The organism is Pedobacter sp. MR22-3, from assembly GCF_026240075.1.
Taxonomy (GTDB): Bacteria; Bacteroidota; Bacteroidia; order Sphingobacteriales; family Sphingobacteriaceae; genus Pedobacter.
In genome coordinates, this window is sequence record NZ_JAPIVF010000007.1 from 98,233 (window position 1) to 123,323 (window position 25,091).

Here is a 25,091-nt window from a genome sequence, read left to right on the forward strand (position 1 = left end):
CTGCAGGTGCTTCGTATTTTTTAATGCATCCTGTAACATCTTAGCCCTAAATCCTGTCTAAAAAAGAAAAAACATGGAGAAACCACTCATTACCATTAAAGAAATCGGGCGTAAGTATGTCATCGGATCTGAAGTTATCCATGCCCTGAAATCGGTTTCTCTGGATATCAATAAAGGGGAATTCGTAGCTTTAATGGGTCCATCCGGTTCTGGTAAATCTACCTTAATGAATATTCTGGGCTGTCTGGATACACCTTCAAGCGGCACTTATATTTTGAATGGAACCAATGTAAGTCAGATGACTGATGATGCATTGGCAGAAGTCAGAAATAAAGAAATAGGGTTTGTGTTTCAAACCTTTAATTTACTTCCCCGTTCTACTGCGTTAGACAATGTGGCCCTGCCACTCATTTATGCCGGCACCAGCAAGAAAGACCGCCAAAAAAGGGCAGCCAAAGCACTTGAAAATGTAAACCTGGGCAACCGGATGGACCATAAACCCAATGAATTATCAGGCGGTCAGCGCCAGCGTGTAGCCGTAGCCAGGGCACTGATTAATGATCCTTCCATTATTCTTGCGGATGAGCCTACTGGTAACCTGGATACCAAAACCTCTATTGAAATTATGGGCCTGCTGGAGGAAATTCACAGTAAAGGAAATACCATTATTTTAGTTACCCACGAAGAAGATATTGCGCAACATGCGCATAGAATAGTGCGTATGCGTGATGGTTTAATTGAAAATGATTACCTGAATACTGACGTTAAAAATGTTTCACCTCGTTTACAAGCCCTAAAAGACAGCGGCAGCGACTGGGAAAAAATTAATTAAACCCCTAAATCCCCTGAAGAGGACTTAGGACTCACAAAATAATTTCCCCTCAAAGGGGAGCAATGGTATGAAAATCTACACTAAAACCGGCGATAAGGGGCAAACCTCATTAATAGGTGGTACCCGGGTGCCTAAGTTCCATTTGCGCATTGAAAGTTATGGCACCGTGGATGAATTGAATTCTTACGTGGGATTAATCATGTGCCAGGATATTGATCCGCAACATAAATTATTGTTAAAAGAAATCCAGGATCGCTTGTTTACCATTGGATCCTCACTGGCTGCAGATCCTGAAAAATCAAAAATGAAAATTCCTGATTTGCATGACGCCGACATTGTATTGTTGGAAAATGAGATGGATGCCATGAACGAAATCTTACCCGCCCTGAAACATTTTGTGCTGCCAGGTGGAAATACTGTCGTTTCTTACTGCCATATTGCTAGGTGTGTATGCCGGAGGGCAGAAAGGTTAACAGTAGCACTTGCAGCAGACAGCTTTGTAGAAGAGCGTGTTACCGTATATTTAAACCGTTTAAGCGACTATTTGTTTGTTTTGGCACGAAAACTGAATATGGATTTTGCAGCGGAAGAAAATATTTGGATTCCCCGTGTTTAAAAGTGGAAAAATAAGTTTGTTTTGCTCAAAAATTTTAATATACTTTGCGCATTATAAAGAATAAGAATTTAATTGAATTGAAGATATGTATTGGACATTAGAATTAGCATCGCACTTGGAAGACGCACCATGGCCTGCAACTAAAGATGAATTAATTGATTATGGTATCCGTTCTGGTGCCCCTGTAGAAGTGATTGAGAATTTACAGGCACTGGAAGATGATGGTGAGCCTTATGAAACGATAGAGGAGATCTGGCCGGATTATCCGACTAAAGAAGACTTCTTCTTTAATGAAGACGAATACTAGGATTAAAAGAATATAAGCCGCTTCCTCATACGAAGCGGCTTTTTTTGTAGGTTTAGTTTTTTACGACTTATGTCTTCCTATCAAATCTGACCAGATTTTAGTCTCCTGATTCAAAAGATTAAGAATGCTTATACTATTGAAAAGCAAGTATTAGGGTTATGATCTTAAAAATTATTTACATTTTTTAAACAAAATTATAGCCACCGTGTTAATACATCAACATTTACTTAAAAAATTAACACTATGGGAAATTTATTGTATTTAGTCGCAGTCGTTTTGGTTATATTATGGGTCATCGGATTTTTATTCCACGGCTTCGGAGATGTAGGTAACATCATCCACGTTTTATTAGTCATCGCAGTAATTGCAATCTTGCTAAAAGTTATCGGCAGAGCAACCTAAGATACATGAAGAAATATTTACCTTTTTCTAATCAGTTAGATAAGATAAATTAAAGAAAGGCATTTCATTTTTATGGAATGCCTTTTTTGTAACTTTATTTTTTCAGTAACAGTTCCGCTAATTCCAGATCAATAGGGTAGGTGATTTTAATATTGTTTCGTTCGCCCTCTACAATATGAATTTCTTCATGAAGCAATTCGACCACACTGGCATCATCAGTAAAATGCGTAGAAAATTCCTGCTCATAAGCAGTCTTCAGTGTTCTTAAGCTAAAGGTTTGTGGTGTTTGTACCAGATAGATTTCATCTCGATTTAAAGCAGATGATTGATTGTTCCTGAGCATCCTCACACTGTCGCTTGATTTCACGGATGCGATAGCATTTCCATTTTCTTCAGCTTGTCTAAAACAGTGATCTATTAATGTTTTTGTAACTAAAGGACGTACAGCGTCGTGAATAGCAACAAAGCTTTCCTCCTTAATGTAATCAACTGCATTTTTAACAGAATAGAAACGTTCAGTGCCGCCATCGATGATCTCGTGTGGAATACGAAAGTTGAATTCTTCACAAAGCCTCCTCCAGTATGCCTGTTGTTCTTTGTTTAAAACCAGTAATATTTTAGGTTGTGTATCGCTCTGTGCAAAAGCTTTAATGGTATGCATCAGAACCGGGAGGTTCTTTAGCAGTAAAAATTGTTTCGGGGTTTCCGTCTGCATCCGATTGCCAGAACCGCCTGCTACAATAATAGCGTAGTATTTCATCTTTTAAGATATGAGATTATAGATATGAGATAGGAGACCTGATTAACTCAAATCTCATATCTCATTACTCAAATCTAGATAATTAGCATGGCATCGCCGTAGCTGTAAAATTTATATTTTTCTTTTACGGCCACCTCATAAGCGTTCATTACATTTTCATAACCACCAAATGCACTAACCATCATTAACAAAGTAGATTCCGGGGTGTGGAAATTGGTAATCATTGAATTGGCAATGCTGAAATCATAAGGCGGAAAAATAAACTTACTGGTCCAGTCATTAGCTGATTTTAAAGTCCGGTTAGCTGAAACAGCTGATTCAATGGCACGCATGGAAGTGGTCCCCACCGCACAGATTTTCCTTTTTTCTTCCAGGGCTTTATTTACGATGTTTGCATCTTTTGGCTCAATGATAAACTGTTCAGAATCCATTTTGTGCTTCGTTAAATCTTCCACCTCAACCGTTCTGAATGTACCAAGGCCAACATGCAAAGTAACTTCTGCAAACTCAACACCCTTAAGTTCAAGGCGTTTCATCAACTCGCGGCTAAAGTGTAAACCAGCGGTTGGCGCTGCTACAGCACCCTCATGTTTCGCGAAGATGGTTTGATAACGTTCTTTGTCTTCAGCAGTTGCTTTACGTTTAATGTATTTAGGTAGTGGTGTTTCACCTAAAATTTCTACGTTTCTTCTGAATTCTTCATCTGTTCCTTCAAACAAGAAACGAATGGTACGTCCGCGTGATGTAGTATTGTCTACTACTTCAGCTACTAATAAGTCGTCATCGCCAAAATAAAGTTTATTACCTACACGGATTTTACGTGCAGGATCAACCAATACATCCCACAAACGTAATTCTTTGTTCAATTCACGTAGTAAAAAAACCTCGATTGTAGCACCGGTTTTCTCTTTGTTTCCGTATAAACGGGCAGGGAAAACTTTGGTGTTATTTAATATCATAACGTCTTTGTCATCGAAATAACCGAGTACGTCTTTGAAAATTTTATGTTCAATTTTACCACTGTCTTTATGTAAGACCATTAAGCGGGCTTCATCGCGTTGTTCAGCCGGATTGTTGGCCACTAATGATTCTGGTAAGTTGAATTTGAATTGTGATAATTTCATTCTTGATGAATTTTTTGAGGTGCAAAAATACGAATTTAATTTTTCTTTTCCGTATTTTATCAAACGCAATTAAGTATATTATGTTTTGAGCAGCTATTATTTACTTTCAGCACTGATTTGGAAATCCTTTTAAACAAAATTCATTAGATTTGATATTCTGCTGTAACCTTTTATAGTCTATAGCATCTAACTAACAATTATGATTATTTTTAGGCTAATAGGTGAAAGTTTCCGTTTTGCATTTGATGCATTGCGCCAGAACAAGTTGCGTACCATGTTATCCCTGTTAGCGATAACCATTGGTATTTTTACCATCATCACTGTTTTTTCTGCAGTAGATACTTTTCGCGGCAAACTTCAGTCAAGCGTAGATAAACTGGGCTCCAATACCATCTTCATACAAAAATGGCCATGGAGTTTTGGCAACAATTACCCATGGTGGAAGTATATGAATCGCCCTCAGCCTTCATTACGTGATTTTGAAATGTTAAGAACACGCATGGAAAACGCCCAGGGAATTACCTTTGAAATATCAACAAGCGATAGAACCATCAAATACAGGAGCAGCTCTGTGGAAGGCATTACGGTATCAGCCGCTTCTCACGATTTTGACAAGACCTGGAATTTTGAACTGCAGGCTGGTCGCTATTTTACCGAAAGTGAGAGCAATAATGGTTCCCCGGTTTTATTAATGGGCGCGGATATTGCCGAAGGCTTATTTGGATCAGAAGATCCGATTGGGAAACAAGTGCAGATTTTAGGCCGTCGGCTAACCGTTATCGGGGTATTTAAAAAAGAGGGGGAAGATATGTTTGGAACGACCCTGGATAAAAATGTGAATGTTCCGGTAAACTTTGCCAAGGGGATCTTAGACATTCAGAATGAACGTTATAGTCCGCAGATTACCGTTCGTGGAAATGACCAGGTATCGCTTGAAGAAATTGAAAGCGAGCTTCAGGGCTTAATGCGGTCAATCCACCGGATCAGACCTGGCCAGCAAGATGATTTTGCGCTAAATAAGACGACTATTATTTCCAATCAATTAGATTCTATGTTTACCATGGTGAACTGGGCAGGATGGATCATTGGTGGTTTTTCTATTCTCGTTGGCGGATTTAGTATCGCGAACATCATGTTTGTATCGGTAAAAGAAAGAACAAATATCATCGGCATCCAGAAGTCTTTAGGTGCTAAGAATTATTTTATCTTACTGCAATTTATTTTTGAGTCGATAACACTTTGTATTCTCGGAGGTTTATTAGGCTTGATACTGGTATATCTGCTGGCCTTATTAATTGGTTTGGCTACAGGCTTTAATATCATTTTAGGATTAAACAATATTATTCTGGGTATCGGAATCTCCATCATCATTGGTACCATATCCGGATTCTGGCCGGCTTATTCGGCATCCAGGCTGGACCCGGTTGAAGCGATCAGAAGTTAGTTTACTGTTTTTATACCGCACTTATCTTCGTTCATAAACCTTATTGAAGTGGAAAGCCCGCAAGCCTGATCTTTCATCAGGTGCGGACTTGTAACGGAAAGGAGGGCTGCAAGATTCGATGAAATACCGGCTTCCATTTTCAAAAAGCTATGCTGTACCTCATGATTTTTTGCTGTTTATTATTAATGATGCTTTTTCGATATAAAACAAGAAACCCTGACTAAAATGAATTAATCAGGGTTTTGATATAATTTGCAATCAACTAAGATAGCTTAGGCCAATTTACCCAATGCTTCTTTAATTCTTCTTAAAGCTTCAACGAGGCTTTCATCAGATGCAGCATATGATAAGCGGATATAATTATTATTGCCAAATGAATCGCCGCCCACTGTTGCCACATGACCAACGTTTAGTAAATATAAGGCCAGGTCTGAAGAATCCTTAATTACATTTCCATCAGCATCTTTCTTTCCAAAAAAAGCACTGATTTCCGGAAAAAAGTAAAATGCGCCATCTGGAAGATTGGTTTTTACGCCGGGAATCTCATTTAACAGGTTGTATACCAATTCTCTTCTGCGCAGGAAAGCTTCTTTCATTTGCATTACACTTTCCAAACCCTGATCATAAGCTACGATGCCTGCACGTTGCGCAATGGAACAAGTACCCGAGGTAGTTTGTCCCTGTAATTTATCGTTGGCAGCTGCAATTTCTTTATTTGCAGCAATATAACCCAATCTCCAGCCCGTCATGGCAAAAGCCTTAGAGAAACCATTTACCACAATCACGCGGTCTTTAATGCTTTCAAACTGGGCAATTGATTCATGTTTATCTACAAAATTAATGTGTTCGTAAATCTCATCTGATAAAATATAGATTTCAGGATGCTGCTCAAAAACCTTCACCAATGCGGCCAGTTCATCTTTACTGTATACTGAACCGGTTGGATTGCAGGGTGATGAAAACATAAACAATTTAGATTTGGGCGTAATGGCTGCTTCTAATTGTTCAGGGGTTATTTTAAAATTACTTTCAATATCTGTATCAATAAAAACCGATTTTCCTTCGGCAAGTGTTACCATTTCTGAATAAGAAACCCAGTAAGGGGTAGGGATAATCACTTCATCTTCAGGATCAATCAATGTGAGGATCACGTTTGAAAGGGACTGTTTTGCACCCGTTGAAACTACAATCTGTGAGATATCATAATCCAGATTATTTTCTGTCTTCAGCTTCTTAACAATTGCCTGGCGCAGGTCAGGGTAACCTGGAACAGGGGAGTAGCGGGTGTAGTTTTCGTCTAATGCTTGTTTAGCGGCATTCTTTACATGATCTGGCGTGTTAAAATCGGGTTCACCAACACTTAAACTAATGATGTTAATGCCTTTGGATGCTAATTCGCGACCAAGTTTCGTCATTTTAAGGGTTGCAGATTCTGACAGATTGTTGATTCTTCTGGATAAGGTGCTCATGGTTAATTACTTTACAGGCAAATATATAAACCAAATATTATTCTGCACTAAAAATCACATCTTTTTATCATTTAATTTAAGTGATAAACGTATTTTTGTCAAAAAAAATCGTGACCATTAAGAAAAAAGCAATAGCCATTTCACTTGCAATGAGTGTATTATTAATGTTGGCTAAATTTGTAGCCTATTTCATTACAGGCTCTAACGCTATTTTAACAGATGCAGCCGAGAGTATTGTGAATGTAATAGCAGGTAGCTTTGCATTTTATAGTATTTATTTGAGCACTCAGCCCCGGGATGAAAATCATCCATATGGTCACGGTAAGGTAGAGTTCTTTTCAGCCTTTGTAGAAGGAATCTTAATCCTGATTGCAGGGGTAATCATTATCTTTAAATCTTCTTATAACCTGATTTATCCTCACCCAGTTGGCAAACTCCTGGAAGGTACGCTTATCATCGGTATTACGGGTTTAATTAATATGATTGTAGGCTTAAAACTGATCAGTATTGGTGAAAAAGAGCACTCTGTAACGCTTAAAGCGGATGGTAAACATTTATTAACCGATACCTATACCAGTGCGGCCATTGTAGCCGGCCTGATTTTGATTCAGCTGACCCATATTATCTGGCTGGATAGCTTGCTTTCGGTAATGGTTGGCTTTTATATTATCTATTCGGGCTATCAGCTTACCCGCGGCTCAGTTGGTGGACTGATGGATGAAAGTGATTTTACTTTGGTGGAAGAGGTTGTTGATGTTTTGCAGAAAAACAGGCACAATCCGTGGATTGACGTACATAACCTCCGCACCCAGCAATATGGTCCTGAGTTTCATATCGATTGTCACGTTACTTTGCCTTACTATTTCGACTTAAACCAGGTTCATCGTGAGATCTCACAAATAGATGAACTAATCAATAAAAACGGATTCAGAAAGGCTGAATTGTTTATTCATGCAGACCCTTGTTTACCCGAATGTTGCCACTATTGCCATATGAGCGAGTGTAAGGTGAGGGCAGAGGCTTTTAAGCACGAAATTGTATGGACACCTGAAATTGTAATTAAAAATAAAAAACACTTCGAAAATGAGTTACTTTAACGTCAGGGTATATGGTTTACTGATCAATCCACAAAACGAAGTCCTCGTGAGTGATGAAGAGGAGTATGGTGTTCGTTTCAGCAAATTCCCGGGCGGTGGACTGGAATTGGGTGAGGGTTTATTAGACGGACTTAAACGGGAATTTATGGAAGAATGTCAGGCAGAAATTGATATTATCCGTCATTTTTATACCACCGACTTTTATGAAAAATCTTCTTTTAATGATAGTCAGTTAATCAGCATTTATTATCTTGTTCAGGAAAAAGCACCATTGCAGCTCGCTTTTAAAACTAAAGTTTTTGATTTTGATTCGGAAGGTGAAATTCTACAGGCTTTTCGCTGGGTAAACATTGCAGATCTGATAATAAATGACATTACTTTTAAAACAGACCAGGTGGTTGCCCGGATGCTTAAAGATCAATTTGCAAAATAATCCAGACATTCAATTACTTACACTTAACCCAAAGGCATTTTACTGGTATCCATATAGAGCACACTCCAGCGCTGGCCATCTAAATCAATAAACCCGCAGCCGTACATCCAGCCATCTTTATAAGCGGGTTCGCCATAAACGGAACCTCCGGCTTCAATTACCTTTCTGGCGAGTTCATCTACTTCTTCAGGACTTTCGGCATCGATTGAAAATAAAACTTCTGCGCCATTCAGGTGGGCTGGAAGATCCACCCCGGCAAAACCCTCATAAGAAGATCTTTCAAAGAGCATAACTACCAGTTGACCATCACCTACCAGGAAAGAAGCGGAATCATCACGGACACCATAACTGGAATTGGGTGTAAAGCCAATATGCGTGAAAAAAGCTTTTGATTTATGCACATCTTTAACGGGCAAATTAATCCAGATTGATCTGATCATGGTATTTAGGCTTTAATAAATAATCTAACTGAGATGGAGGAAGCTGTATCATAAATTTAAAATATCATCATGAGCTTATGGAAGGATTTGTGAAAAATTACCATTAACGATGTTTCGACAAGATCAACATGATAAATCTTAATCTAAATTAAAAATTATGATACAGCTTTATTATATTTATTTCTTGGTCGCTTTCTTTTTATATTTTTTGCTCAATTCTTCCGGAGCTACCGTGCAATATGATTTGGTTAAAGCATCTTTTAACGTTTCCGGTTCAATAAATTTAATTTCAAAAATGGTCCAACCTTGTTTACCCCATCCAGCCTGGGCCGGATAAATGGCTGAAGGATCTAAATCAGAAAATTTATTCTGGTCTTTAGGCGTTAACCTGAATACTGCCTTTAAGTTTAAATTATCAATGGTGATAAAAATTTTATCGTCTACTTTGAATGAGTTTTTATTTGCGTTAGGTGCTTCAGCAACATTTTCAAATGATAGCGCAAGATCTCTGAAGGAATCTGGTGTCATATTATTGGGTTTAATTTAATCGATCAATAGAATGGTATTCGGATTTGATTAGGCAAACTTACATCAATTTTGATATTTTCATGGTATATAAAATTCATGTATAGCAGAATGATCTGCTTTTAATCTGTTTAAATCAACTTTTTACATTATACAAAACTTAAAGGGCAAATCTAAATTATAATTGATATAACTTTTGCGGAAATTGTTCGGCATGATTCAGGATCAGGTTTAAAATGTAACTATTTGACTGGTAAACAGCCAGGTCATTTTTAAGCGGATCGATACCATCTGAAAGGAAATTTTTATTTCTGAAATAGCCCATGCCATAAAATTTTCCTTTTTCAATGAGTAAACAACTCATTTCATCTTCTTCTCTGCCTTCATCTACCAAAACAAAACTGGGCTGCAGCTGCTGAATTTCTTCCAGTGCAGTATTTAACTTCTTATTATAAACAGATACAGTTTCTATGCTGCTACAAGCACCAAAACACTGACCATTTTCATGAGCCTTACACCTGCTAGCTGTTTTCTGCAGGTAACAAAGCCGGTCGCAAAGCTGATATTTTTCGATCATCAGGTTCAAAAAATTATAGCCATCCAATAAACTGTTAAAACTTTGTATGGCTTTGCGGTTTGGCTGATGTTTGTCAATTCCCAGGCGCAGGTAACCATTCTGATCTTCGAAAACACATAAATCATATTTATGCTCATAACGTTTCATGGCCCTGTTATTTTCTGGCCAGAGCCGTTTGATTTCGTTAGCCTCCAGGATTAAAGCCATTAATTCGGTACCACAACGTACATAATCAATGTGGTGAATATTCTTCAGAAAATCCTGCCTTTGCTTATTGGCCTTATTTCCTGAAAAATGACTGGCCACCCGTTTTTTAAGGTCTTTGGCTTTTCCTACATATACAATTTTTCCTTTAGCATCCTTAAAATAATACACACCTGGCTGATTGGGCAAACGTAAAAAAGAGGCTTTATTAAGGTTTGGTGGTAAAATCTGTTCCTTAGATGTTTTTTTAAGCATCTCACCAATCACGCCTTCCTGATCGTGATCCAGAAGCAGGTTAAAAAGAATGCTCGTGGCATCGGCATCACCCGCAGCACGGTGGCGGTTTTGAATGGGGATATTCAGGCTGCTGCACAGTTTACCTAAGCTGTAAGATGGTTTTCCGGGTATTAGTTTCCGGCTTAACCTTACCGTACATAATTTTCGGCACTGCAAATCAAAACCTGCTTTATCCAAATGATGTTTAAGAAAAGAGTAATCGAAATTCACATTATGGGCAACAAAAACCTTATCCTGTAACAACTGATAAATTTGCAAGGCAACATCTTCAAAAGCAGGTGCATCAGCCAGCATTTCAGCATCTATTCCCGTTAATGCTGTAATATAATCGGGGATAGGAATGCCAGGATTAATCAGTGTGCTGAATGATTCCACCACCTGATTGCCATCATGAATATTAATGGCAACTTCTGTAATCCCATTTGCTGACGCATGGCCACCAGTGGTTTCAATATCTACAACTGCGTATAACATTTAGGCTTGATTGAAATACAAATTTATACTAAAATAATTAGTATTCCAATGTTTGGGCTTTTTATTGCGCATAAAAAAAGCGGCTACACACTGTATAGCCGCCAGTATTTTATTTGTTGACTGTTAAAGTTTATTTAATAATTTACTCAGATTGGGCTTAATACCAATGGAAATGGGAACAGTATTGAAAGTTCTGTCCTGAATCTTTTTGAATCCATACATATAACCTGCCTCAACAAATAAATTTGCCCCGCCAATATTATATTCAATTCCTGCACCACCTTCGGCAATCCCTAAACTATTTGATCTGTTATTCATTTCTACCTGCAATGTTCCCGCATTCACCGCAGCCTGTGGGGTAAGAATAAAACCTCCGCCGGCACCTGCAAAACCATAAAAAGCCCACTTATCTACAATTTTACGATAACCCAGGGCTATATTTAACAGATAAGTAGTCGACCGGCCTTTCTGGATGGTATAGGTATATCCGGGGTCTGGTGTAATCTGATTAAAGGTAAAAGCATGCAAACTCACTTTAGGATAAAGAAAAAGTCCGCTATCACCCAAACCCAGATTGATTCCCAGTGAGGTGGAAAATTTAGGCTTAAAATAATCTGAGGTCTGGCCCATTGGAAAGGCAAAGCCAATACCACTCATGCTGTAAAGCTTGTCTGGTCTGCCCGTTTGTGCACTCGCATTCATAGATAATGCGGCACACAGCATTATGATCGGTGTTAAAAATCTGATTTTCATATATTAGTTATTTGTTAGTTTATTTACTTTTTGCAACATGTCTGTCATGTTAAACGGTTTTTCCAGGTAATCATCCGGGTGATACTGTTGCGAAGTGATATAATTTTCATCATATCGTGCTGATGCTAATATGACTGGTATGTTTTCAGTTTCCATATTTAAGCGGAGCTCTTTAAATACCGCACGGCCATCCATTCCGTTTAACATGATATCTAATATAATCAGATCGGGCTGGTATTCTTTAATCGTTTTAAATATATACCTGGGTGATAATAAAGGGTAAACATCATATTGTTCTGCCTCTAATGCAAGTTGAAAGACTTCCAAAATATCAGGATCATCATCTACAACTAAAATTCTTTTCAAAATGGGTAATCGGATTAATAAGTAACTGGACTATGCTAATACAATTTTTCGCTAAGAATGTTTTGGCAGGAAAAGAAAATAACAGCCAGGACTATTCCATATTGGGTGGATGAATAACACACAATATTCGGAATGATAAGCAGATTAAATAATCCTATACGAAAATAAATAAATTAACTATATTTAATATATTGAAATACAATATTTTATCTTTAAAACAACCTATATAATCAACAGGCTTTAATCAATTCATCTACTCCCATGAAAAACAAAATTAATCTTTTAAATATTTCCATTACCAATAAGGTAATTGAACTTCAGGAGCGCGGATATGACTGTGATTTCCTCTTACTTGCAAACGGAAGCTTACTCTGCATGCAAACCAATACCCATCACACCATTAACAGTGTATCTATCCGAATGCTGGAACATGGCTTCGACTTCTTTGGACAATGTTATAAAAATGTACATTCTATTGAAACCGGAAACGGTGAACGTGGCGTATTGCTTACGGAAACGATCTTATAAACAGTTATGATATCACCTGTCATTATTTCTTACATCAGATCATTCTGCTTCTAACCATTTAATGATAAAAACAAATAAGCATTCCTGTAAGTTTTGATAGATAGGGATTTATTTTTTAGGTGAAATTTTATATCTGTTTATTCTGGTAAAATTATTTTAGCTTTTCAGCTGATATAGAGTTACTTTATCCTATTGTCACAATATTTAAACAATTCAGCACTTCTTTAGAACCTGATTTTATTTCCTGTTTAAGTTTTATTAAATATATTTAAGCAAAAATGAAGTATACTTTTATTGCAAAAGGTGAGTAGTTAATTCTACTTATTTTCTGATCAGGAATAATCGCATTATCTCAGTATAAAAAAACATCAGCCGCATCAATTGTGTTAAACCTCTTGATGTATTTTAATAACATCATCCAAAGCGAAGCATCATTACATGAAAGAAATATTTGACCGGCTATCTGACGACTTTAGTAAACTCACTACTCAACGTTACAGTACCAGTTTTTCATTAGGCATTTATTTCCTGGGTAAGGAATTACGTCAGCCCATTTACTCCATTTATGGTTTTGTGCGCCTGGCCGATGAAATAGTAGACAGCTTTCATGATTTTGATAAAAAATATCTGTTGGATAAATTTAAACAGGATACTTTTGAAGCTATTGGGCTGGGAATCAGTTTAAATCCCATTTTAAATGCCTTTCAGAAAGTGGTGAATCAGTATCAGATTGATCATGAACTGATTTCACTCTTTTTAAACAGCATGGAAATGGATCTTCTGGAAAAAACCTATACACCAGAGTTGTACGGAACATACATTTTAGGCTCTGCTGAAGTGGTAGGCCTGATGTGCTTAAAGGTTTTTACAGGTGGTGATGAAATAGAATATCAGCAGCTAAAACCTTATGCAATGCAATTAGGCTCTGCATTTCAGAAAGTTAATTTCCTGCGGGATGTGAAAGCTGATTATCAAAGTTTAAACAGATGCTATTTCCCGGATGTAAACCTCAACAAGTTCTGTGACCTTGATAAAAGGGCCATTGAAAAAGAAATAGAAGCAGAATTTGCCAATGCGCTGATTGGAATTAAGATGCTGCCTGCAAATTCCAGAAATGGCGTTTATCTTTCCTACGTCTACTACAAAAAGTTATTTTCTAAAATTAAAGGTTTAAGTGCAGAGAAAATCATGATGGAACGGATCAGAATTTCGAACCATCTTAAAATCGGTTTAATGTTTGATTCCATGATCAGACATAAATTAAATGTGATTTAAAATTCATGAAAGAACAGGTTATTCTTGTCGATGCAAATGATTTTCCGGTAGGGGAAATGGAAAAACTGGAAGCCCATCAGAAAGGTGTACTTCACCGTGCTTTTTCTGTATTTATATTTAATACAAAAGGAGAGTTGCTTTTACAGCAGCGTGCCATAGAGAAGTACCATTCCGGAGGTTTATGGACCAATACCTGCTGCAGTCATCCACGGCCGGGCGAAGATAATCTTGATGCAGCCAACCGCCGACTTATGGAAGAAATGGGCCTGAAAGCCAGTTTAAATTATGGGTTTAATTTTATTTACCGTGCCGAATTTGAAAGTGGCTTAACAGAGTATGAGCTGGATCATGTTTTTTTTGGACAATCTGACCTGCTTCCGGTTATAAATCAGGATGAGGTGGAAAACTTCAGGTATATTAATTTAGAACTGCTCAAAGAAGAATTGATTCATCATCCCGACGCTTATACACCCTGGTTAAAAATATGCCTGGATAAGGTCATTGAGCATGTAGCAATAGAATATAAATAAAAACGGGCATACAGCCTAAGCCATATACCCGTATCTAAATTAACGCTCTCGGCAGCAAATATACGTTCAGAATCTGTATAATTCCAAATGATTTAATATTTCTTTTACTTTAAGATTATATAAGAAAATATTAAGATCAAGTTAATATGATGTAACCATTTATTAATTAATGAGTTATTAGATAAATAACAGTCATATTTTTTTTAGCTTAAGCTTCATTTTTTTTATCTTACTCAAAATAAACCCTACCAATTTTTTCATTACGGGTATAAATGGTCTATGATTAGATAATCTCTAAAGCTAAATGAGATTGGAGAAATGAGATCAATTCTCAACTTTTTCAAACTTAAATCTTTTCTTAATGTGATAGTTGAAATATCGCCCTTTAGATGTGGCTGCCTTAAATAATTTAAAAGTTCTTTCCGGAACATCCAGGTACTGATAAACCAATCCTGTTACAAATGTGATGGTGAGTAATTTTAATGCTGGCTGGTAGCTAAAATATTTGATTACGGACGATGGCATCATTAATCTTTTAATTAATCATTCGCGTGCAGCTCAGATTCCTCTTTAGCGGCCCTTATCTTTTCTTTCTTCAGGTCTATCCTGATGATGTTATATAAACTCATATATACATTAGCGATCCATACAATAGCGAAAAAAGAAACGATATAACCACGCCAGTCTGGATAAATTAAGGTATACTTGGTGATAACGAGGATGATCAGGGTAACGTAATGACTAAAACAATATTCGCAGGTAAATACATAGAAAAACTTTCTTTTCACCAGGCGATTACAGTTTTTAGAACGGTCAACGCAAAATTCCCTGGCCTCCCGGAATATTTCTTCTTTGGTAACGGTCCAGGCAATACAGGCAACCGGTAAAGCCAGTACGAAAAGGTAATAAATAGGTGATTCCATAAGGGGTAAATAGTTTCGCGGTAAACGATTTCAATAATAATAACCTGAAAATGGATTAAATGTTTAATGCGTGTATTAAACATTTTTATCCCTCCATTGTTAATCAGCTAATCAATATTAAAATATAATGGAAAGATCAGAAATATTAGACCTGCTGGAAGTAATCAATCAACAGGTGAGTTCTTCAGTTTTGGGTGGCCGGGACGACGATTATCAGGAACTGGAAAGTATGGGATTAATTACCATTAACAGGGATGCCGCACAATGGGCAGCGACCATAACACCTGCAGGAATTGCTTATCTGGGACACGATTAACTGGATGCGGGTGTATGAAATTAAACCGATTTATAGATTAAATCTTTTAGATTTGTGCTAAGTTTAGAAATCAGGCATATTGATAGATGCCGATTCTGCTTACACTTATGAACGATTTTCAACTCCGAACGGTTAATGTAACCAGATACGTTACGCCTCTGCGCGAAGGTGGCTCTATGCCGGCCATTGCTGAGGCAGATGACGGTTTTTTATATGTACTGAAATTTCGTGGTGCCGGACAAGGGCCACGTGCGCTGATTGCAGAACTGATTGGTGGTGAAATAGCCAGAATACTTGGCTTTCGGGTACCAGAACTGGTTTTTGCTCAGCTGGATGAGGCCTTTGGCCGCACAGAACCAGATGAAGAAATTCAGGATTTACTGAAGGCCAGTGTAGGTTTAAATCTGGCCTTACATTACCTTTCAGGTGCCATTACTTTTGATCCAACGGTAACTGTTGTTGATGCTAAGCTGGCTTCGCAAATTGTGTGGCTGGATTGTTTTCTTACGAACATGGACCGTACTTGCCGCAATACCAATATGTTGATGTGGCACAAAGAACTCTGGTTAATTGATCATGGTGCATCTCTATATTTTCACCATTCCTGGCAAAACTGGGAGGAGCAGGCCATCCGGCCGTTTTTCTTAATAAAGGATCATGTGTTGCTTCCATGGGCATCCGAACTGGAACTGGTTGATCAGGAATTTCACGCTATTCTTAACGCAGAGAAAATTGCCGCCATCATAGATTTAATTCCTGATGTGTGGCTGGAGGGGGAAACCAATTTCCCGACTAAAGAAGCCCATAGAAAAGCCTATGCTTACTTCCTGCAAACCCGTCTGAATAATTCGCAAATCTTTTTAAAAGAAGCACAGCATGCCAGAGAGATTCTTATTTGAGTATGCTGTGATCCGTGTGATGCCAAGGGTAGAACGCGAAGAATTTTTGAATGTGGGCATCATTTTGTTCTGCGCAAAGAAAAAGTTTTTAAAAAGCATCTTTTTTCTGGACGAACTTAAGATCAGGACATTTTGCGCAAAAATTGACTTTGAAGAATTATCTGCGAACCTAACTGCTTTCGAAAGAATCAGCGTGGGCGCAAAAGGATCAGGTCCAATCGGTGAATATGATCAGGCTTCCAGGTTTCGCTGGTTAACAGCCACCAGAAGTACAGTGGTTCAATGTTCAAAAGTTCATCCTGGCTTTTGTGTGGATGCGGAAGAAACCATGATCAGGTTACATCAGGAGCTGGTACTTTAATTTCCGCATTAATAAATCTATTATACCTAAGCACATTCCCTTGTCAAAAGAATATTTCAAAAACCTTCAGGATTTGCTCCTTATAGAGCGTGAAGAAGATTTACAATCGTATTTAAAACTTACTCAAAATACCTCAGCTGCAGACCGGAGAGCCCTCGGACTAACCTGGTACCCCATAGCCATCAGGAATACAGAAATTGGAAAAGGTGATTATTTATCAGTAGAACTGGAACGTACCAAGCATCAGGAGCTGTCTCATCAGTTCCGGTTTGGTGCTGCCGTGGTTATATTTTCCAATCATGATCCGAAAGCAGACCAGGTGGAAGGCATCGTCACCCATCAAAGCGGGAACAGGATGAAAGTTAGTTTTCGGATAGATGAACTGCCAGACTGGACGAGGGATGGTAAACTGGGTGTTGACTTACTTTTTGATAATAATAGCTATGATGAAATGCAACATGCATTGAAGCAGGCTACAAACCTTACAGATGAAACTGCTGAAAATAAGCTCATTAAAATCATCACGCTTGGTGAAAAACCTTCATTTGAACAGGAAGTAAAATTCACCATTCCAAACTTGCTTAACGCCTCGCAGCAACGTGCTGTACTTCAGATTATAGCTGCAGATCACCTGGCTATTGTTCATGGTCCGCCAGGAACAGGCAAAACCACTACCATTGTTCAGGCGATAAAGTCACTCTTCAAACACCATAATCAAAAAATTCTGGTCGTGGCCCCTAGCAACACGGCAGTAGATTTACTGACGGAAAAATTAGTACTTGAGGGTTTACATGTAATCCGCATAGGAAATCCGGCACGGGTTTCAGAAAAACTGCTGTCAGCAACTTTAGATCATCAAATGGCGGATCATCCGGAAATGAAAATGATCAAAGCGCTGAAAAAACAGGCTAATGAATATAAGAACATGGCACATAAGTACAAGCGCAGTTTTGGAAAGGCTGAGCGTGACCAACGAAAGGCACTTTTTGATGAAGCGCATAAAATTGGCAGAGAGGTAGAAAAGACCGAAGCCTACATGATGGATCAGCTGTTTAATAAAGCACAAGTCATTACAGCTACATTAGTAGGTGCCCATCACCATACAGTTCGACACCTTAAGTATGGTACCGTGGTGATTGACGAAGCAGGACAAGCACTAGAACCTGCCTGCTGGATTCCGATTTTAAAAGCCAAAAAATTAATTTTAGCAGGAGATCATTTTCAATTACCGCCAACCATAAAATCTACAGCGGCAGGAAGAAAAGGATTAAGTAATACTTTGCTGGAGAAGCTGGTAAGTCTTCACCCTGAATCTGTTGTGCTTTTAAATGAACAATACCGAATGAACAACAGCATTATGGGTTATTCATCAAAAGTATTTTACGAGGACCGTTTAACTGCACACCCGTCCGTTTCTGGCCAATTGCTTTTTGATGGTGACGAGCCGATAAAATTTATTGATACTGCGGGTTGCAGCTATGACGAAAAGCTGGAAGGCACCAGCACCATCAATCCGGATGAGGCTGCATTTTTGGTCAGACAACTGATTCATCTGCTCAGCCGATTGGAAACTGATTACACTATCGCAGATTTTCCAAGCATTGCGGTCATTTCTCCATATAAACAGCAGATCCAGGTTTTGAAAGAATTACTATCAACAGAAACATTATTTTTGAAATACCAGCATAAGATTGCGGTGAACACCATTGATAGTTTTCAGGGGCAGGAGCGTGATGTGGTATATATTAGTTTAACCAGGAGCAATACAGCAGGAAGTATCGGCTTTTTAGCTGATACCAGAAGAATGAATGTAGCCATGACGAGGGCCAAAAAGAAATTAATCGTGATTGGCGACAGCTCTACACTATCTAAGGCTAAATTTTATGCAGATTTTATAAATTATACCGAAAAACGCAATGCTTATTCCAGTGCATGGGAATTTATGGACTTATAAGAAGATTTATGCATAATGTCATTTTTTTATAGTCGTAAATTATTATTTTTGATCTAATTACGCTGGATTTCAATTCATTAGGATTTTATACATTGAGAGAAAGTAAGGTTGATTGTAATCCATTTGAATCCGCGTTCGGGGATTTAAATATCACAGCATCTAAATAATCTGTTTCAATGAATCAAGGCCTGAAAATTTAATTGTGGATGACAGCGAATTAATGCGAATGGTTATCAAAGGTTTTTTAAAGAAGTTTCTTTCTGGATTCGAAATTTCTGAAACGCCTGATTTACCAGAAACTTTTAACCTCCTTGCCAAAAAGGATTTCGATTTTGTTCTGTTGGATATCAACATGCCCAAAGGAGATAGTAATCCGGATACGGTAAGAGAAATTCTATCCATACAGCAGAATATTAAAGTCTGCATGCTTTCAGGCAATGATAAAAGCACACTCGAACAGGCTTACCGCAATGCCGGTGCTATCGGTTATATCCAAAAAGACAGCAATATAGCGACATCACTGAATGAAATGTTAACCAATAACTTCTAACTTTTGATCTTCCAGTTTTCCTGAAATGGAAGCACCGGCAATCAGCAGTTCATTGGTAATCATTTTGGTATATTCCGTAATTTCAGTTTTAAAATCCTTGACAGATGAGCCGGACCTGATTTCCTCCAGTCTTTTTTCCCACTGACCGGTAAGTTCTGCCTGTGCAATCTGCTTGTCTTTTACTACCTCGTAAACGGCTAATCCTTTGGTGGTAGGGACCAGGTTTCTTTTTTCACGTGTAATATAGGTTCGGGTAATAAGCGTTTCAATAATGGATGCCCGTGTTGCCGGCGTACCTAACCCACTGTCTTTCATTGCATAACGCAGCTCTTCATCTTCAATTTCTTTACCACAGGTCTCCAGCGCTTTAAGCAGAGATGCCTCATTGTACATAGACTTTGGTTTAGTCTGTTTTTCCAGTAAAGATTTTTCAGTGATGGGCAATTCTTCACCTACAGCTACCTTCGGCAGGGCCGCATTATCCTCATCCTTTTTATCATCGTCTGCTTCATTAAAAACAGTACGCCATCCTGCTGAACGTATAACTGTTCCATTGGCCAGAAAAGTTAATCCAGACTGAATGGTAATTTTAGTAATTTCTTTCAGACACTCCTGGTGAAAGGCCTCAATCATTCTGCCTACCACCATATCATAAACGGCCTGCCTGTCGCTACTTAATCCATAAGCTTCTACACCAGTAGGTAAAACCGCATGGTGATCAGTCACCTTCTTTGCATTTACACTTCGTTTATTGAGTTTAATGGTTTGTAAAAACTGTGCCTGTTTACCAAAATCCGGATGATTGGTGAATTTATCAATCAAATCCGGTACGCCTGCAAATACGTCATCTCCAATATATCTGGAACCAGTACGCGGATAAGAAACCAGTTTGCTTTCATATAAATTTTGTAATATGCCCAGTGTCTGATCGGCAGTATAACCTTTCTTTTTATTGGCTTCCTGTTGTAAACTGCTGAGGTCGTGCAGCAACGGGGGCGGTTCTTTTCTGGGTTTAGCCTCCACAGCCGTAATTTTTCCACCAGCAGGAAAGCCTGAGGGAACATCTTCCACAAGCGAAAATAATTTTTCAGCTTCTTCTTTCTCTTTATAATTGGTGGTTGAAACCGCTTTAAAAACCTGTTCATCCTTCACCAGCAGAATACTGATCTGATAGTAGGTTTGCGGCACAAAGTTTTTAATTTCCAGAAAGCGGGCACAAATCATGGCCAGAGTGGGTGTTTGTACCCTTCCTAAAGATAAAACCGTTCTGTTCCCGGCCGAAATACTGAGCGCCTGCGTGGCGTTCATGCCCACCAGCCAATCTGATTCGGAACGACAGTGTGCAGAATTAAACAATGTGTCATAATCCGTTCCGGGCTTTAAATTCCTGAATCCATCTTTAATGGCTTCATCAGTTTGTGAGGAAATCCAAAGCCTTTTAAAGGGCTTTTTACATTTCAGGTAATAGTAAATGTAACGGAAAATCAATTCGCCTTCGCGTCCGGCATCCGTTGCCACAATGATCTCAGTGGCCTCATCAAAAAGTTTTTTAATGGTATCCAGCTGTTTTCTTACCGCCGGATCTTCTACAAAACCATCTTTGGTTTTGATTTTGCGAATAGCCAGTTTAAATTTTGCCGGTAACATAGGCAAATGCTGCCTTCTCCAGCCAATAAAGCCATAATCCTGCGGTGGGGCCAGTTGTAATAAATGCCCAAAAGCCCAGGTAAAAGAATATCCTTTACCTTCAATGTATCCATCTTTTCTGGTAGTGGCCCCGAAAACTTTAGCAAGTTCACGACCAACAGAGGGCTTTTCTGCAATTACAATCTTCATGAATGGGGCTTATTTTTCAAACCCCAAATATCGCTAAAATAAGTCATCAGCAGCTTAATTTTTTACTCACACTGTAAAGTCTTGTGCACTAAACATTTTGCTGTTTTGCGTGTTAGGCCCATATATTTTTAGTAACAATTGTGAGCCTTATTAATCTTAGCATGTGAATGGAAAAACAGTATAACCTATTTAATCATGAAATTCAGGTCCATTTTGAACCAAGATTAGTCAGGGTATTTAGTGATGCTGCACTTTGGGCATTCCTGGAAAATGATACAGGTACACGATTTGAGATTTTAGTAAAAACCATTAAAGCAGATTACCTGACTCATTACGGGGAAGCATTAAAGATCAGCAACGATTCTCTGATTGTAGAGATTCTGGTTCACGTGTATTGTGATTATATCGGTTTAAGATTTAATCGTGTTGTGAAAATTAAATACATTCAAAATCTGGTTAATAAGTTATTGGAACGTGCTGAGGTAGTAGACTGCGGGGAACGGAATGTAGACAGTAATCGCTGGGTTTGGGATCTGCTTGCACGATATAAAACGGCGTTTATCAAAATACTACCCAAAAACTTAAACAGGAGAAAATTAAAATCTTAACGTAAGGCTAAAGTTCTTTTGCCAAATTCACCAGGAAGCCCTTTAGTTTTTCTAAAGAATCAATAATCTTTTGATTTTCCTTCACATCTGATTTATTGTGCTTTAAATGTTCCTTAGCGCCCTTTAAGGTAAAGCCTTTTTCATCCACTAAATTAAAGATGATTTTAAGGTTTTCAATATCTTCCGGCGTAAAAAGCCGATTGCCTTTCTTGTTTTTCTTGGGCTGAAGGATATCAAATTCCTTCTCGTAAAAGCGAATTTGAGAGGCGTTAACATTAAACATTTCAGTCACTTCGCCCATCGTATAATACATTTTATTAATGTCTCTTTCTTTGTACGGCATAACTTGTGCTTGATTGTTAAGGGTTTACATCGATTAATTAAAGCTTTCAAATGTAGCTCGATTTTTCCTGATTAACGCAATAAAATTTTAATTTTGTTCCTTCAACATTTAAAATAATGACAGCTAAAGAAATAAGACAAGCCTTCCTTCATTTTTTCGAACAGAAACAACATCATATTGTTCCGTCGGCACCCATAGTGGTTAAAAACGATCCTACCTTAATGTTTACCAACGCCGGGATGAACCAGTTTAAGGATTTGTTTTTGGGTGAGGCTGCCATTAAATATGCAAGAGTTACCGACACACAACGTTGTTTAAGGGTATCAGGAAAGCATAATGATCTGGAAGAAGTAGGGATTGATACCTATCACCACACCATGTTCGAAATGCTGGGCAACTGGAGTTTTGGCGATTATTTTAAAAAGGAAGCCATTGCCTGGAGCTGGGAATTATTAACTGAAGTTTATAAAATACCTAAAGCACAATTATATGTGACCTATTTTGAAGGTGATGAAAAGGAGGGTTTAGCAAAAGATCAGGAAGCTTACGACCTTTGGAAACAATACGTGGATGAAAGCCATATTTTACCCGGGAATAAGAAAGATAATTTCTGGGAAATGGGTGAAACCGGTCCCTGCGGACCATGTTCTGAAATTCATGTAGACTGCCGTACGGATGAAGAAAAAGCATTGGTTAGTGGCGCTACTTTGGTCAATGCCGATCATCCGCAGGTCATAGAAATCTGGAACAATGTATTCATGCAGTTTAACCGCCTGAAAGACGGTTCGTTGCAAAGCTTACCCGCAAAACATGTTGATACCGGAATGGGTTTCGAACGTTTGGTACGCGTTTTACAACAAAAAACTTCCAATTACGATACGGATGTTTTCCAGCCAATGATTCAGTTTATTGCGGAGAAATCAGGTATTCCATACGGTGCTGATGAAAAAACGGATATCGCCATGCGTGTAATGGCCGATCATATTCGTGCGATCTCATTTGTGATTGCCGATGGTCAGTTGCCATCCAATAACAAAGCGGGTTATGTGATCCGCAGGATTTTACGTCGTGCAGTTCGTTATGCCTACACCTTTTTAAATTTCAAAGAGCCATTTTTGAATCAACTGGTACCTCTGCTGGCTGAACAGTTTAAAGGTGTTTTTGATGAATTGGTTGCACAACAGGATTTTGTGCAAAAAGTGGTTTTGGAGGAGGAAGTTTCTTTTTTAAGGACTTTATCAGCAGGTATAAAAAGATTTATTGAATATATTAATCCCATACAAAAAATGGGTATCGTAAGTTTTCTCGGTCCAAACACTGAAAAATATCCTGTAGATGAAACAAAAGTAAAAAATCATGAATCGAAGGTTATTTCTGGATTATTTGCATTTGAACTTAATGATACTTACGGGTTTCCAATAGATTTAACAGAGCTGATGGCTAGAGAAATAAATTGGAGTGTCGATATGGAAGGCTTTAATAAGTACCTTGGTGAACAAAAAAATCGTTCTCGTGCAGCCACAGCCATTGATACTGGTGACTGGATAATTGTGAATGCCGATGATCAAAGTGAATTTGTGGGTTATGATGATCTGGAAATTGAAACGGAAATTTTAAAATACCGCAAGGTTAAAGCAAAAGGGAAGGAGCAATACCAGATTGTACTGCGCCAGACACCATTTTATGCTGAAAGTGGCGGTCAGGTAGGCGATACAGGCCGCTTAGAGGATCACAGCCGCCAATTTTGGGTAGACATTACAGATACTAAAAAAGAAAATGGGTCAACGGTGCATTTTGCAGATATCCTGCCTGATAACCTGGAAGGGAAATTCTGGGCAGTGGTAGATGAAGATAAACGTGTGCTCACTGAAGATAATCACTCCGCAACCCATTTATTGCATGCGGCTTTAAAGCAGGTTTTAGGTCAGCATGTGAACCAGAAAGGTTCATTGGTGAATGCCGATTACTTACGTTTCGATTTTTCTCATTTTGCTAAAGTAACCGATGAAGAACTGGCGCAGATTGAAGTGATTGTGAACCAGAAGATCCGGGCAAACATCAAACTGAAAGAACAAAGAAACGTACCTTATCAAGATGCCATTGAAAGTGGCGTTACAGCATTATTTGGTGAAAAATATGGTGATTTTGTTCGGATGATTACGTTTGATGACCATTTCTCCAAAGAACTTTGTGGTGGTACCCACGTAAAAGCAACCGGGCAAATCGGTTCATTTAAAATTGTTTCTGAAAGTGCAGTTGCAGCAGGTGTACGCCGGATTGAGGCCATTACTGCCGACAAAGCCGAACAATATTTTTTAGATCAGCGTAAAGAACTTGGCCATTTAAAGGCCTTATTAAATGGTTCAAAGGATTTATCTGCCGCTGTTCAGGCTTTGCTGGATGAAAATGCTAAGCTAAAAAAGGAAATAGAAAAAACCACTTTAGAGCGCGTTGGCAATTTAAAGAACGAAATTGTGCATCATGTGAGGGGCATAAACGGGGTAAACCTGATTGCCCGGCACCTGGATTTACAAAGTGCTGATGCGGTTAAAAATCTCGCCTTCTCACTAAAGGATATGGTTGATAATCTTTATTTGGTATTTACGACCGAAATTGACGGTAAGCCAGGTATTACGGTGATGTTATCTGATGGACTGGTAAAACAAGGCATGAATGCATCCAATATCGTTCGTGAATTAGGAAGGGAAATTCAGGGAGGAGGCGGTGGTCAGCCATTTTATGCTACTGCCGGTGGTAAAAACCCTGCAGGCTTAGCCTCGGTACTGGAAAAAGCAGAAAGTTTCATCCCACAAGGTTAATTTGCCTGCTGAACGAAGTATAAATTTTA

The 25,091-nt window shown here is 38.4% G+C and carries 29 protein-coding genes; 17 read left to right on the forward strand and 12 right to left on the reverse strand.

Features of this window, described 5'->3' with window-relative positions; all coding sequences use genetic code 11:
• Positions 1-73 precede the first annotated feature (73 nt).
• From OQ267_RS18340 to OQ267_RS22505, 4 genes are all read left to right on the forward strand, one after another.
• Positions 74-832, forward strand: coding sequence for an ABC transporter ATP-binding protein (locus OQ267_RS18340; RefSeq protein ID WP_088301687.1), 759 nt, complete (start codon positions 74-76; stop codon positions 830-832).
• A 67-nt stretch (positions 833-899) separates the two neighbouring features.
• Positions 900-1,448 (forward strand): cob(I)yrinic acid a,c-diamide adenosyltransferase, encoded by a 549-nt coding sequence (locus OQ267_RS18345; RefSeq protein ID WP_265837364.1) that lies wholly within the window; start codon positions 900-902, stop codon positions 1,446-1,448.
• Positions 1,449-1,533: 85 nt separating this feature from the next.
• Complete coding sequence (locus OQ267_RS18350; RefSeq protein ID WP_010603503.1) at positions 1,534-1,755, forward strand: DUF2795 domain-containing protein; 222 nt, start codon at positions 1,534-1,536, stop codon at positions 1,753-1,755.
• Between the two features lie 243 nt (positions 1,756-1,998).
• Positions 1,999-2,157, forward strand: coding sequence for a lmo0937 family membrane protein (locus OQ267_RS22505; protein ID WP_010603502.1), 159 nt, complete (start codon positions 1,999-2,001; stop codon positions 2,155-2,157).
• A gap of 94 nt (positions 2,158-2,251) precedes the next feature.
• On the opposite strand, the gene OQ267_RS18360 is transcribed toward OQ267_RS22505, so the two are convergent.
• A complete protein-coding gene (locus tag OQ267_RS18360) occupies positions 2,252-2,917 on the reverse strand; it encodes a 2-C-methyl-D-erythritol 4-phosphate cytidylyltransferase (RefSeq protein ID WP_265837365.1) in 666 nt (221 codons plus the stop codon).
• 74 nt (positions 2,918-2,991) lie between these two features.
• On the reverse strand, positions 2,992-4,041 hold the full coding sequence (queA, locus tag OQ267_RS18365) for a tRNA preQ1(34) S-adenosylmethionine ribosyltransferase-isomerase QueA (protein WP_088301690.1): 1,050 nt from the start codon (positions 4,039-4,041) through the stop codon (positions 2,992-2,994).
• Between the two features lie 199 nt (positions 4,042-4,240).
• Here queA and OQ267_RS18370 point away from each other — a divergent pair, with 199 nt between their 5' ends.
• Entirely contained in the window at positions 4,241-5,485 is a 1,245-nt protein-coding gene (locus OQ267_RS18370) for an ABC transporter permease (RefSeq protein WP_265837366.1), read from the forward strand.
• Positions 5,486-5,757: 272 nt separating this feature from the next.
• Here the strand turns inward: OQ267_RS18370 and OQ267_RS18375 are convergent, their stop codons facing one another.
• On the reverse strand, positions 5,758-6,954 hold the full coding sequence (locus OQ267_RS18375; RefSeq protein WP_265837367.1) for a pyridoxal phosphate-dependent aminotransferase: 1,197 nt from the start codon (positions 6,952-6,954) through the stop codon (positions 5,758-5,760).
• A 110-nt stretch (positions 6,955-7,064) separates the two neighbouring features.
• Between OQ267_RS18375 and OQ267_RS18380 the strand changes: the two genes are divergently transcribed.
• Together OQ267_RS18380 and OQ267_RS18385 are read left to right on the forward strand one after the other, a co-directional pair.
• The gene (locus OQ267_RS18380; protein ID WP_265837588.1) at positions 7,065-8,051 is read left to right on the forward strand and encodes a cation diffusion facilitator family transporter; all 987 of its coding nucleotides are present in this window, start codon (positions 7,065-7,067) and stop codon (positions 8,049-8,051) included.
• Positions 8,038-8,484, forward strand: coding sequence for an NUDIX domain-containing protein (locus OQ267_RS18385; RefSeq protein ID WP_265837369.1), 447 nt, complete (start codon positions 8,038-8,040; stop codon positions 8,482-8,484). The genes OQ267_RS18380 and OQ267_RS18385 overlap by 14 nt, the downstream gene beginning before the upstream one ends.
• 23 nt (positions 8,485-8,507) lie before the next feature.
• On the opposite strand, the gene OQ267_RS18390 is transcribed toward OQ267_RS18385, so the two are convergent.
• The 5 genes from OQ267_RS18390 to OQ267_RS18410 form a co-directional block, all read right to left on the reverse strand.
• A complete protein-coding gene (locus OQ267_RS18390) occupies positions 8,508-8,924 on the reverse strand; it encodes a VOC family protein (RefSeq protein ID WP_265818063.1) in 417 nt (138 codons plus the stop codon).
• Positions 8,925-9,101: 177 nt separating this feature from the next.
• Positions 9,102-9,452 carry an MmcQ/YjbR family DNA-binding protein gene (locus OQ267_RS18395; RefSeq protein WP_088301694.1) on the reverse strand — a complete coding sequence of 117 codons (351 nt, stop codon included), beginning with the start codon at positions 9,450-9,452 and terminating at the stop codon, positions 9,102-9,104.
• A gap of 175 nt (positions 9,453-9,627) precedes the next feature.
• Entirely contained in the window at positions 9,628-11,001 is a 1,374-nt protein-coding gene (locus OQ267_RS18400; RefSeq protein WP_265837371.1) for an exonuclease domain-containing protein, read from the reverse strand.
• A gap of 123 nt (positions 11,002-11,124) precedes the next feature.
• Positions 11,125-11,754 carry an autotransporter outer membrane beta-barrel domain-containing protein gene (locus tag OQ267_RS18405; protein WP_088301696.1) on the reverse strand — a complete coding sequence of 210 codons (630 nt, stop codon included), beginning with the start codon at positions 11,752-11,754 and terminating at the stop codon, positions 11,125-11,127.
• A gap of 3 nt (positions 11,755-11,757) precedes the next feature.
• On the reverse strand, positions 11,758-12,120 hold the full coding sequence (locus OQ267_RS18410; RefSeq protein WP_172406519.1) for a response regulator: 363 nt from the start codon (positions 12,118-12,120) through the stop codon (positions 11,758-11,760).
• 261 nt (positions 12,121-12,381) lie between these two features.
• Here OQ267_RS18410 and OQ267_RS18415 point away from each other — a divergent pair, with 261 nt between their 5' ends.
• The 3 genes from OQ267_RS18415 (at position 12,382) to idi (ending at position 14,453) form a co-directional block, all read left to right on the forward strand.
• Positions 12,382-12,648, forward strand: coding sequence for a hypothetical protein (locus OQ267_RS18415; protein WP_088301698.1), 267 nt, complete (start codon positions 12,382-12,384; stop codon positions 12,646-12,648).
• A gap of 438 nt (positions 12,649-13,086) precedes the next feature.
• A complete protein-coding gene (locus tag OQ267_RS18420) occupies positions 13,087-13,923 on the forward strand; it encodes a phytoene/squalene synthase family protein (RefSeq protein WP_265837372.1) in 837 nt (278 codons plus the stop codon).
• A gap of 5 nt (positions 13,924-13,928) precedes the next feature.
• Complete coding sequence (idi, locus tag OQ267_RS18425; protein ID WP_265837374.1) at positions 13,929-14,453, forward strand: isopentenyl-diphosphate Delta-isomerase; 525 nt, start codon at positions 13,929-13,931, stop codon at positions 14,451-14,453.
• 324 nt (positions 14,454-14,777) lie between these two features.
• On the opposite strand, the gene OQ267_RS18430 is transcribed toward idi, so the two are convergent.
• Together OQ267_RS18430 and OQ267_RS18435 are read right to left on the reverse strand one after the other, a co-directional pair.
• The gene (locus OQ267_RS18430; RefSeq protein WP_265837375.1) at positions 14,778-14,981 is read right to left on the reverse strand and encodes a KTSC domain-containing protein; all 204 of its coding nucleotides are present in this window, start codon (positions 14,979-14,981) and stop codon (positions 14,778-14,780) included.
• A gap of 11 nt (positions 14,982-14,992) precedes the next feature.
• Positions 14,993-15,376, reverse strand: coding sequence for a hypothetical protein (locus OQ267_RS18435; RefSeq protein ID WP_265837377.1), 384 nt, complete (start codon positions 15,374-15,376; stop codon positions 14,993-14,995).
• 127 nt (positions 15,377-15,503) lie between these two features.
• Between OQ267_RS18435 and OQ267_RS18440 the strand changes: the two genes are divergently transcribed.
• The 5 genes from OQ267_RS18440 (at position 15,504) to OQ267_RS18460 (ending at position 19,456) form a co-directional block, all read left to right on the forward strand.
• Positions 15,504-15,692, forward strand: a complete 189-nt coding sequence (locus OQ267_RS18440; RefSeq protein ID WP_265818066.1) for a hypothetical protein — start codon at positions 15,504-15,506, stop codon at positions 15,690-15,692.
• A 107-nt stretch (positions 15,693-15,799) separates the two neighbouring features.
• Positions 15,800-16,591 carry a HipA family kinase gene (locus OQ267_RS18445; protein WP_265837378.1) on the forward strand — a complete coding sequence of 264 codons (792 nt, stop codon included), beginning with the start codon at positions 15,800-15,802 and terminating at the stop codon, positions 16,589-16,591.
• On the forward strand, positions 16,569-16,952 hold the full coding sequence (locus tag OQ267_RS18450; RefSeq protein WP_265837379.1) for a DUF3037 domain-containing protein: 384 nt from the start codon (positions 16,569-16,571) through the stop codon (positions 16,950-16,952). Before OQ267_RS18445 ends, OQ267_RS18450 begins: the two co-directional genes overlap by 23 nt.
• A 40-nt stretch (positions 16,953-16,992) precedes the next feature.
• Positions 16,993-18,906 carry an AAA domain-containing protein gene (locus OQ267_RS18455; protein ID WP_265837381.1) on the forward strand — a complete coding sequence of 638 codons (1,914 nt, stop codon included), beginning with the start codon at positions 16,993-16,995 and terminating at the stop codon, positions 18,904-18,906.
• Positions 18,907-19,108: 202 nt separating this feature from the next.
• Positions 19,109-19,456, forward strand: coding sequence for a response regulator (locus OQ267_RS18460; protein ID WP_265837382.1), 348 nt, complete (start codon positions 19,109-19,111; stop codon positions 19,454-19,456).
• Here OQ267_RS18460 and topB read toward each other — a convergent pair.
• The gene (gene topB, locus OQ267_RS18465) at positions 19,439-21,292 is read right to left on the reverse strand and encodes a DNA topoisomerase III (RefSeq protein WP_265837383.1); all 1,854 of its coding nucleotides are present in this window, start codon (positions 21,290-21,292) and stop codon (positions 19,439-19,441) included. The two genes, OQ267_RS18460 and topB, sit on opposite strands and share 18 nt — an antisense overlap.
• Before the next feature lie 167 nt (positions 21,293-21,459).
• Here topB and OQ267_RS18470 point away from each other — a divergent pair, with 167 nt between their 5' ends.
• Entirely contained in the window at positions 21,460-21,900 is a 441-nt protein-coding gene (locus OQ267_RS18470) for a hypothetical protein (RefSeq protein ID WP_265837385.1), read from the forward strand.
• 7 nt (positions 21,901-21,907) lie between these two features.
• Here the strand turns inward: OQ267_RS18470 and OQ267_RS18475 are convergent, their stop codons facing one another.
• Positions 21,908-22,243, reverse strand: coding sequence for a MerR family transcriptional regulator (locus tag OQ267_RS18475; protein WP_088301709.1), 336 nt, complete (start codon positions 22,241-22,243; stop codon positions 21,908-21,910).
• Positions 22,244-22,359: 116 nt separating this feature from the next.
• On the opposite strand from OQ267_RS18475, the gene alaS reads away from it, so the two are divergent.
• A complete protein-coding gene (alaS, locus tag OQ267_RS18480; protein WP_265837386.1) occupies positions 22,360-25,062 on the forward strand; it encodes an alanine--tRNA ligase in 2,703 nt (900 codons plus the stop codon).
• The last annotated feature ends 29 nt before the right edge of the window (positions 25,063-25,091 follow it).

Coding starts and splice junctions, on each gene's coding strand:
- OQ267_RS18340 (WP_088301687.1), top strand. CDS start 74: ATGGAGAAACCACTCATTACCATTAAAGAAATCGGGCGTAAGTATGTC.
- OQ267_RS18345 (WP_265837364.1), top strand. CDS start 900: ATGAAAATCTACACTAAAACCGGCGATAAGGGGCAAACCTCATTAATA.
- OQ267_RS18350 (WP_010603503.1), top strand. CDS start 1,534: ATGTATTGGACATTAGAATTAGCATCGCACTTGGAAGACGCACCATGG.
- OQ267_RS22505 (WP_010603502.1), top strand. CDS start 1,999: ATGGGAAATTTATTGTATTTAGTCGCAGTCGTTTTGGTTATATTATGG.
- OQ267_RS18360 (WP_265837365.1), bottom strand. CDS start 2,917: ATGAAATACTACGCTATTATTGTAGCAGGCGGTTCTGGCAATCGGATG.
- queA (WP_088301690.1), bottom strand. CDS start 4,041: ATGAAATTATCACAATTCAAATTCAACTTACCAGAATCATTAGTGGCC.
- OQ267_RS18370 (WP_265837366.1), top strand. CDS start 4,241: ATGATTATTTTTAGGCTAATAGGTGAAAGTTTCCGTTTTGCATTTGAT.
- OQ267_RS18375 (WP_265837367.1), bottom strand. CDS start 6,954: ATGAGCACCTTATCCAGAAGAATCAACAATCTGTCAGAATCTGCAACC.
- OQ267_RS18385 (WP_265837369.1), top strand. CDS start 8,038: ATGAGTTACTTTAACGTCAGGGTATATGGTTTACTGATCAATCCACAA.
- OQ267_RS18390 (WP_265818063.1), bottom strand. CDS start 8,924: ATGATCAGATCAATCTGGATTAATTTGCCCGTTAAAGATGTGCATAAA.
- OQ267_RS18395 (WP_088301694.1), bottom strand. CDS start 9,452: ATGACACCAGATTCCTTCAGAGATCTTGCGCTATCATTTGAAAATGTT.
- OQ267_RS18400 (WP_265837371.1), bottom strand. CDS start 11,001: ATGTTATACGCAGTTGTAGATATTGAAACCACTGGTGGCCATGCGTCA.
- OQ267_RS18405 (WP_088301696.1), bottom strand. CDS start 11,754: ATGAAAATCAGATTTTTAACACCGATCATAATGCTGTGTGCCGCATTA.
- OQ267_RS18415 (WP_088301698.1), top strand. CDS start 12,382: ATGAAAAACAAAATTAATCTTTTAAATATTTCCATTACCAATAAGGTA.
- OQ267_RS18420 (WP_265837372.1), top strand. CDS start 13,087: ATGAAAGAAATATTTGACCGGCTATCTGACGACTTTAGTAAACTCACT.
- idi (WP_265837374.1), top strand. CDS start 13,929: ATGAAAGAACAGGTTATTCTTGTCGATGCAAATGATTTTCCGGTAGGG.
- OQ267_RS18430 (WP_265837375.1), bottom strand. CDS start 14,981: ATGATGCCATCGTCCGTAATCAAATATTTTAGCTACCAGCCAGCATTA.
- OQ267_RS18435 (WP_265837377.1), bottom strand. CDS start 15,376: ATGGAATCACCTATTTATTACCTTTTCGTACTGGCTTTACCGGTTGCC.
- OQ267_RS18440 (WP_265818066.1), top strand. CDS start 15,504: ATGGAAAGATCAGAAATATTAGACCTGCTGGAAGTAATCAATCAACAG.
- OQ267_RS18445 (WP_265837378.1), top strand. CDS start 15,800: ATGAACGATTTTCAACTCCGAACGGTTAATGTAACCAGATACGTTACG.
- OQ267_RS18450 (WP_265837379.1), top strand. CDS start 16,569: ATGCCAGAGAGATTCTTATTTGAGTATGCTGTGATCCGTGTGATGCCA.
- topB (WP_265837383.1), bottom strand. CDS start 21,292: ATGAAGATTGTAATTGCAGAAAAGCCCTCTGTTGGTCGTGAACTTGCT.
- OQ267_RS18470 (WP_265837385.1), top strand. CDS start 21,460: ATGGAAAAACAGTATAACCTATTTAATCATGAAATTCAGGTCCATTTT.
- OQ267_RS18475 (WP_088301709.1), bottom strand. CDS start 22,243: ATGCCGTACAAAGAAAGAGACATTAATAAAATGTATTATACGATGGGC.
- alaS (WP_265837386.1), top strand. CDS start 22,360: ATGACAGCTAAAGAAATAAGACAAGCCTTCCTTCATTTTTTCGAACAG.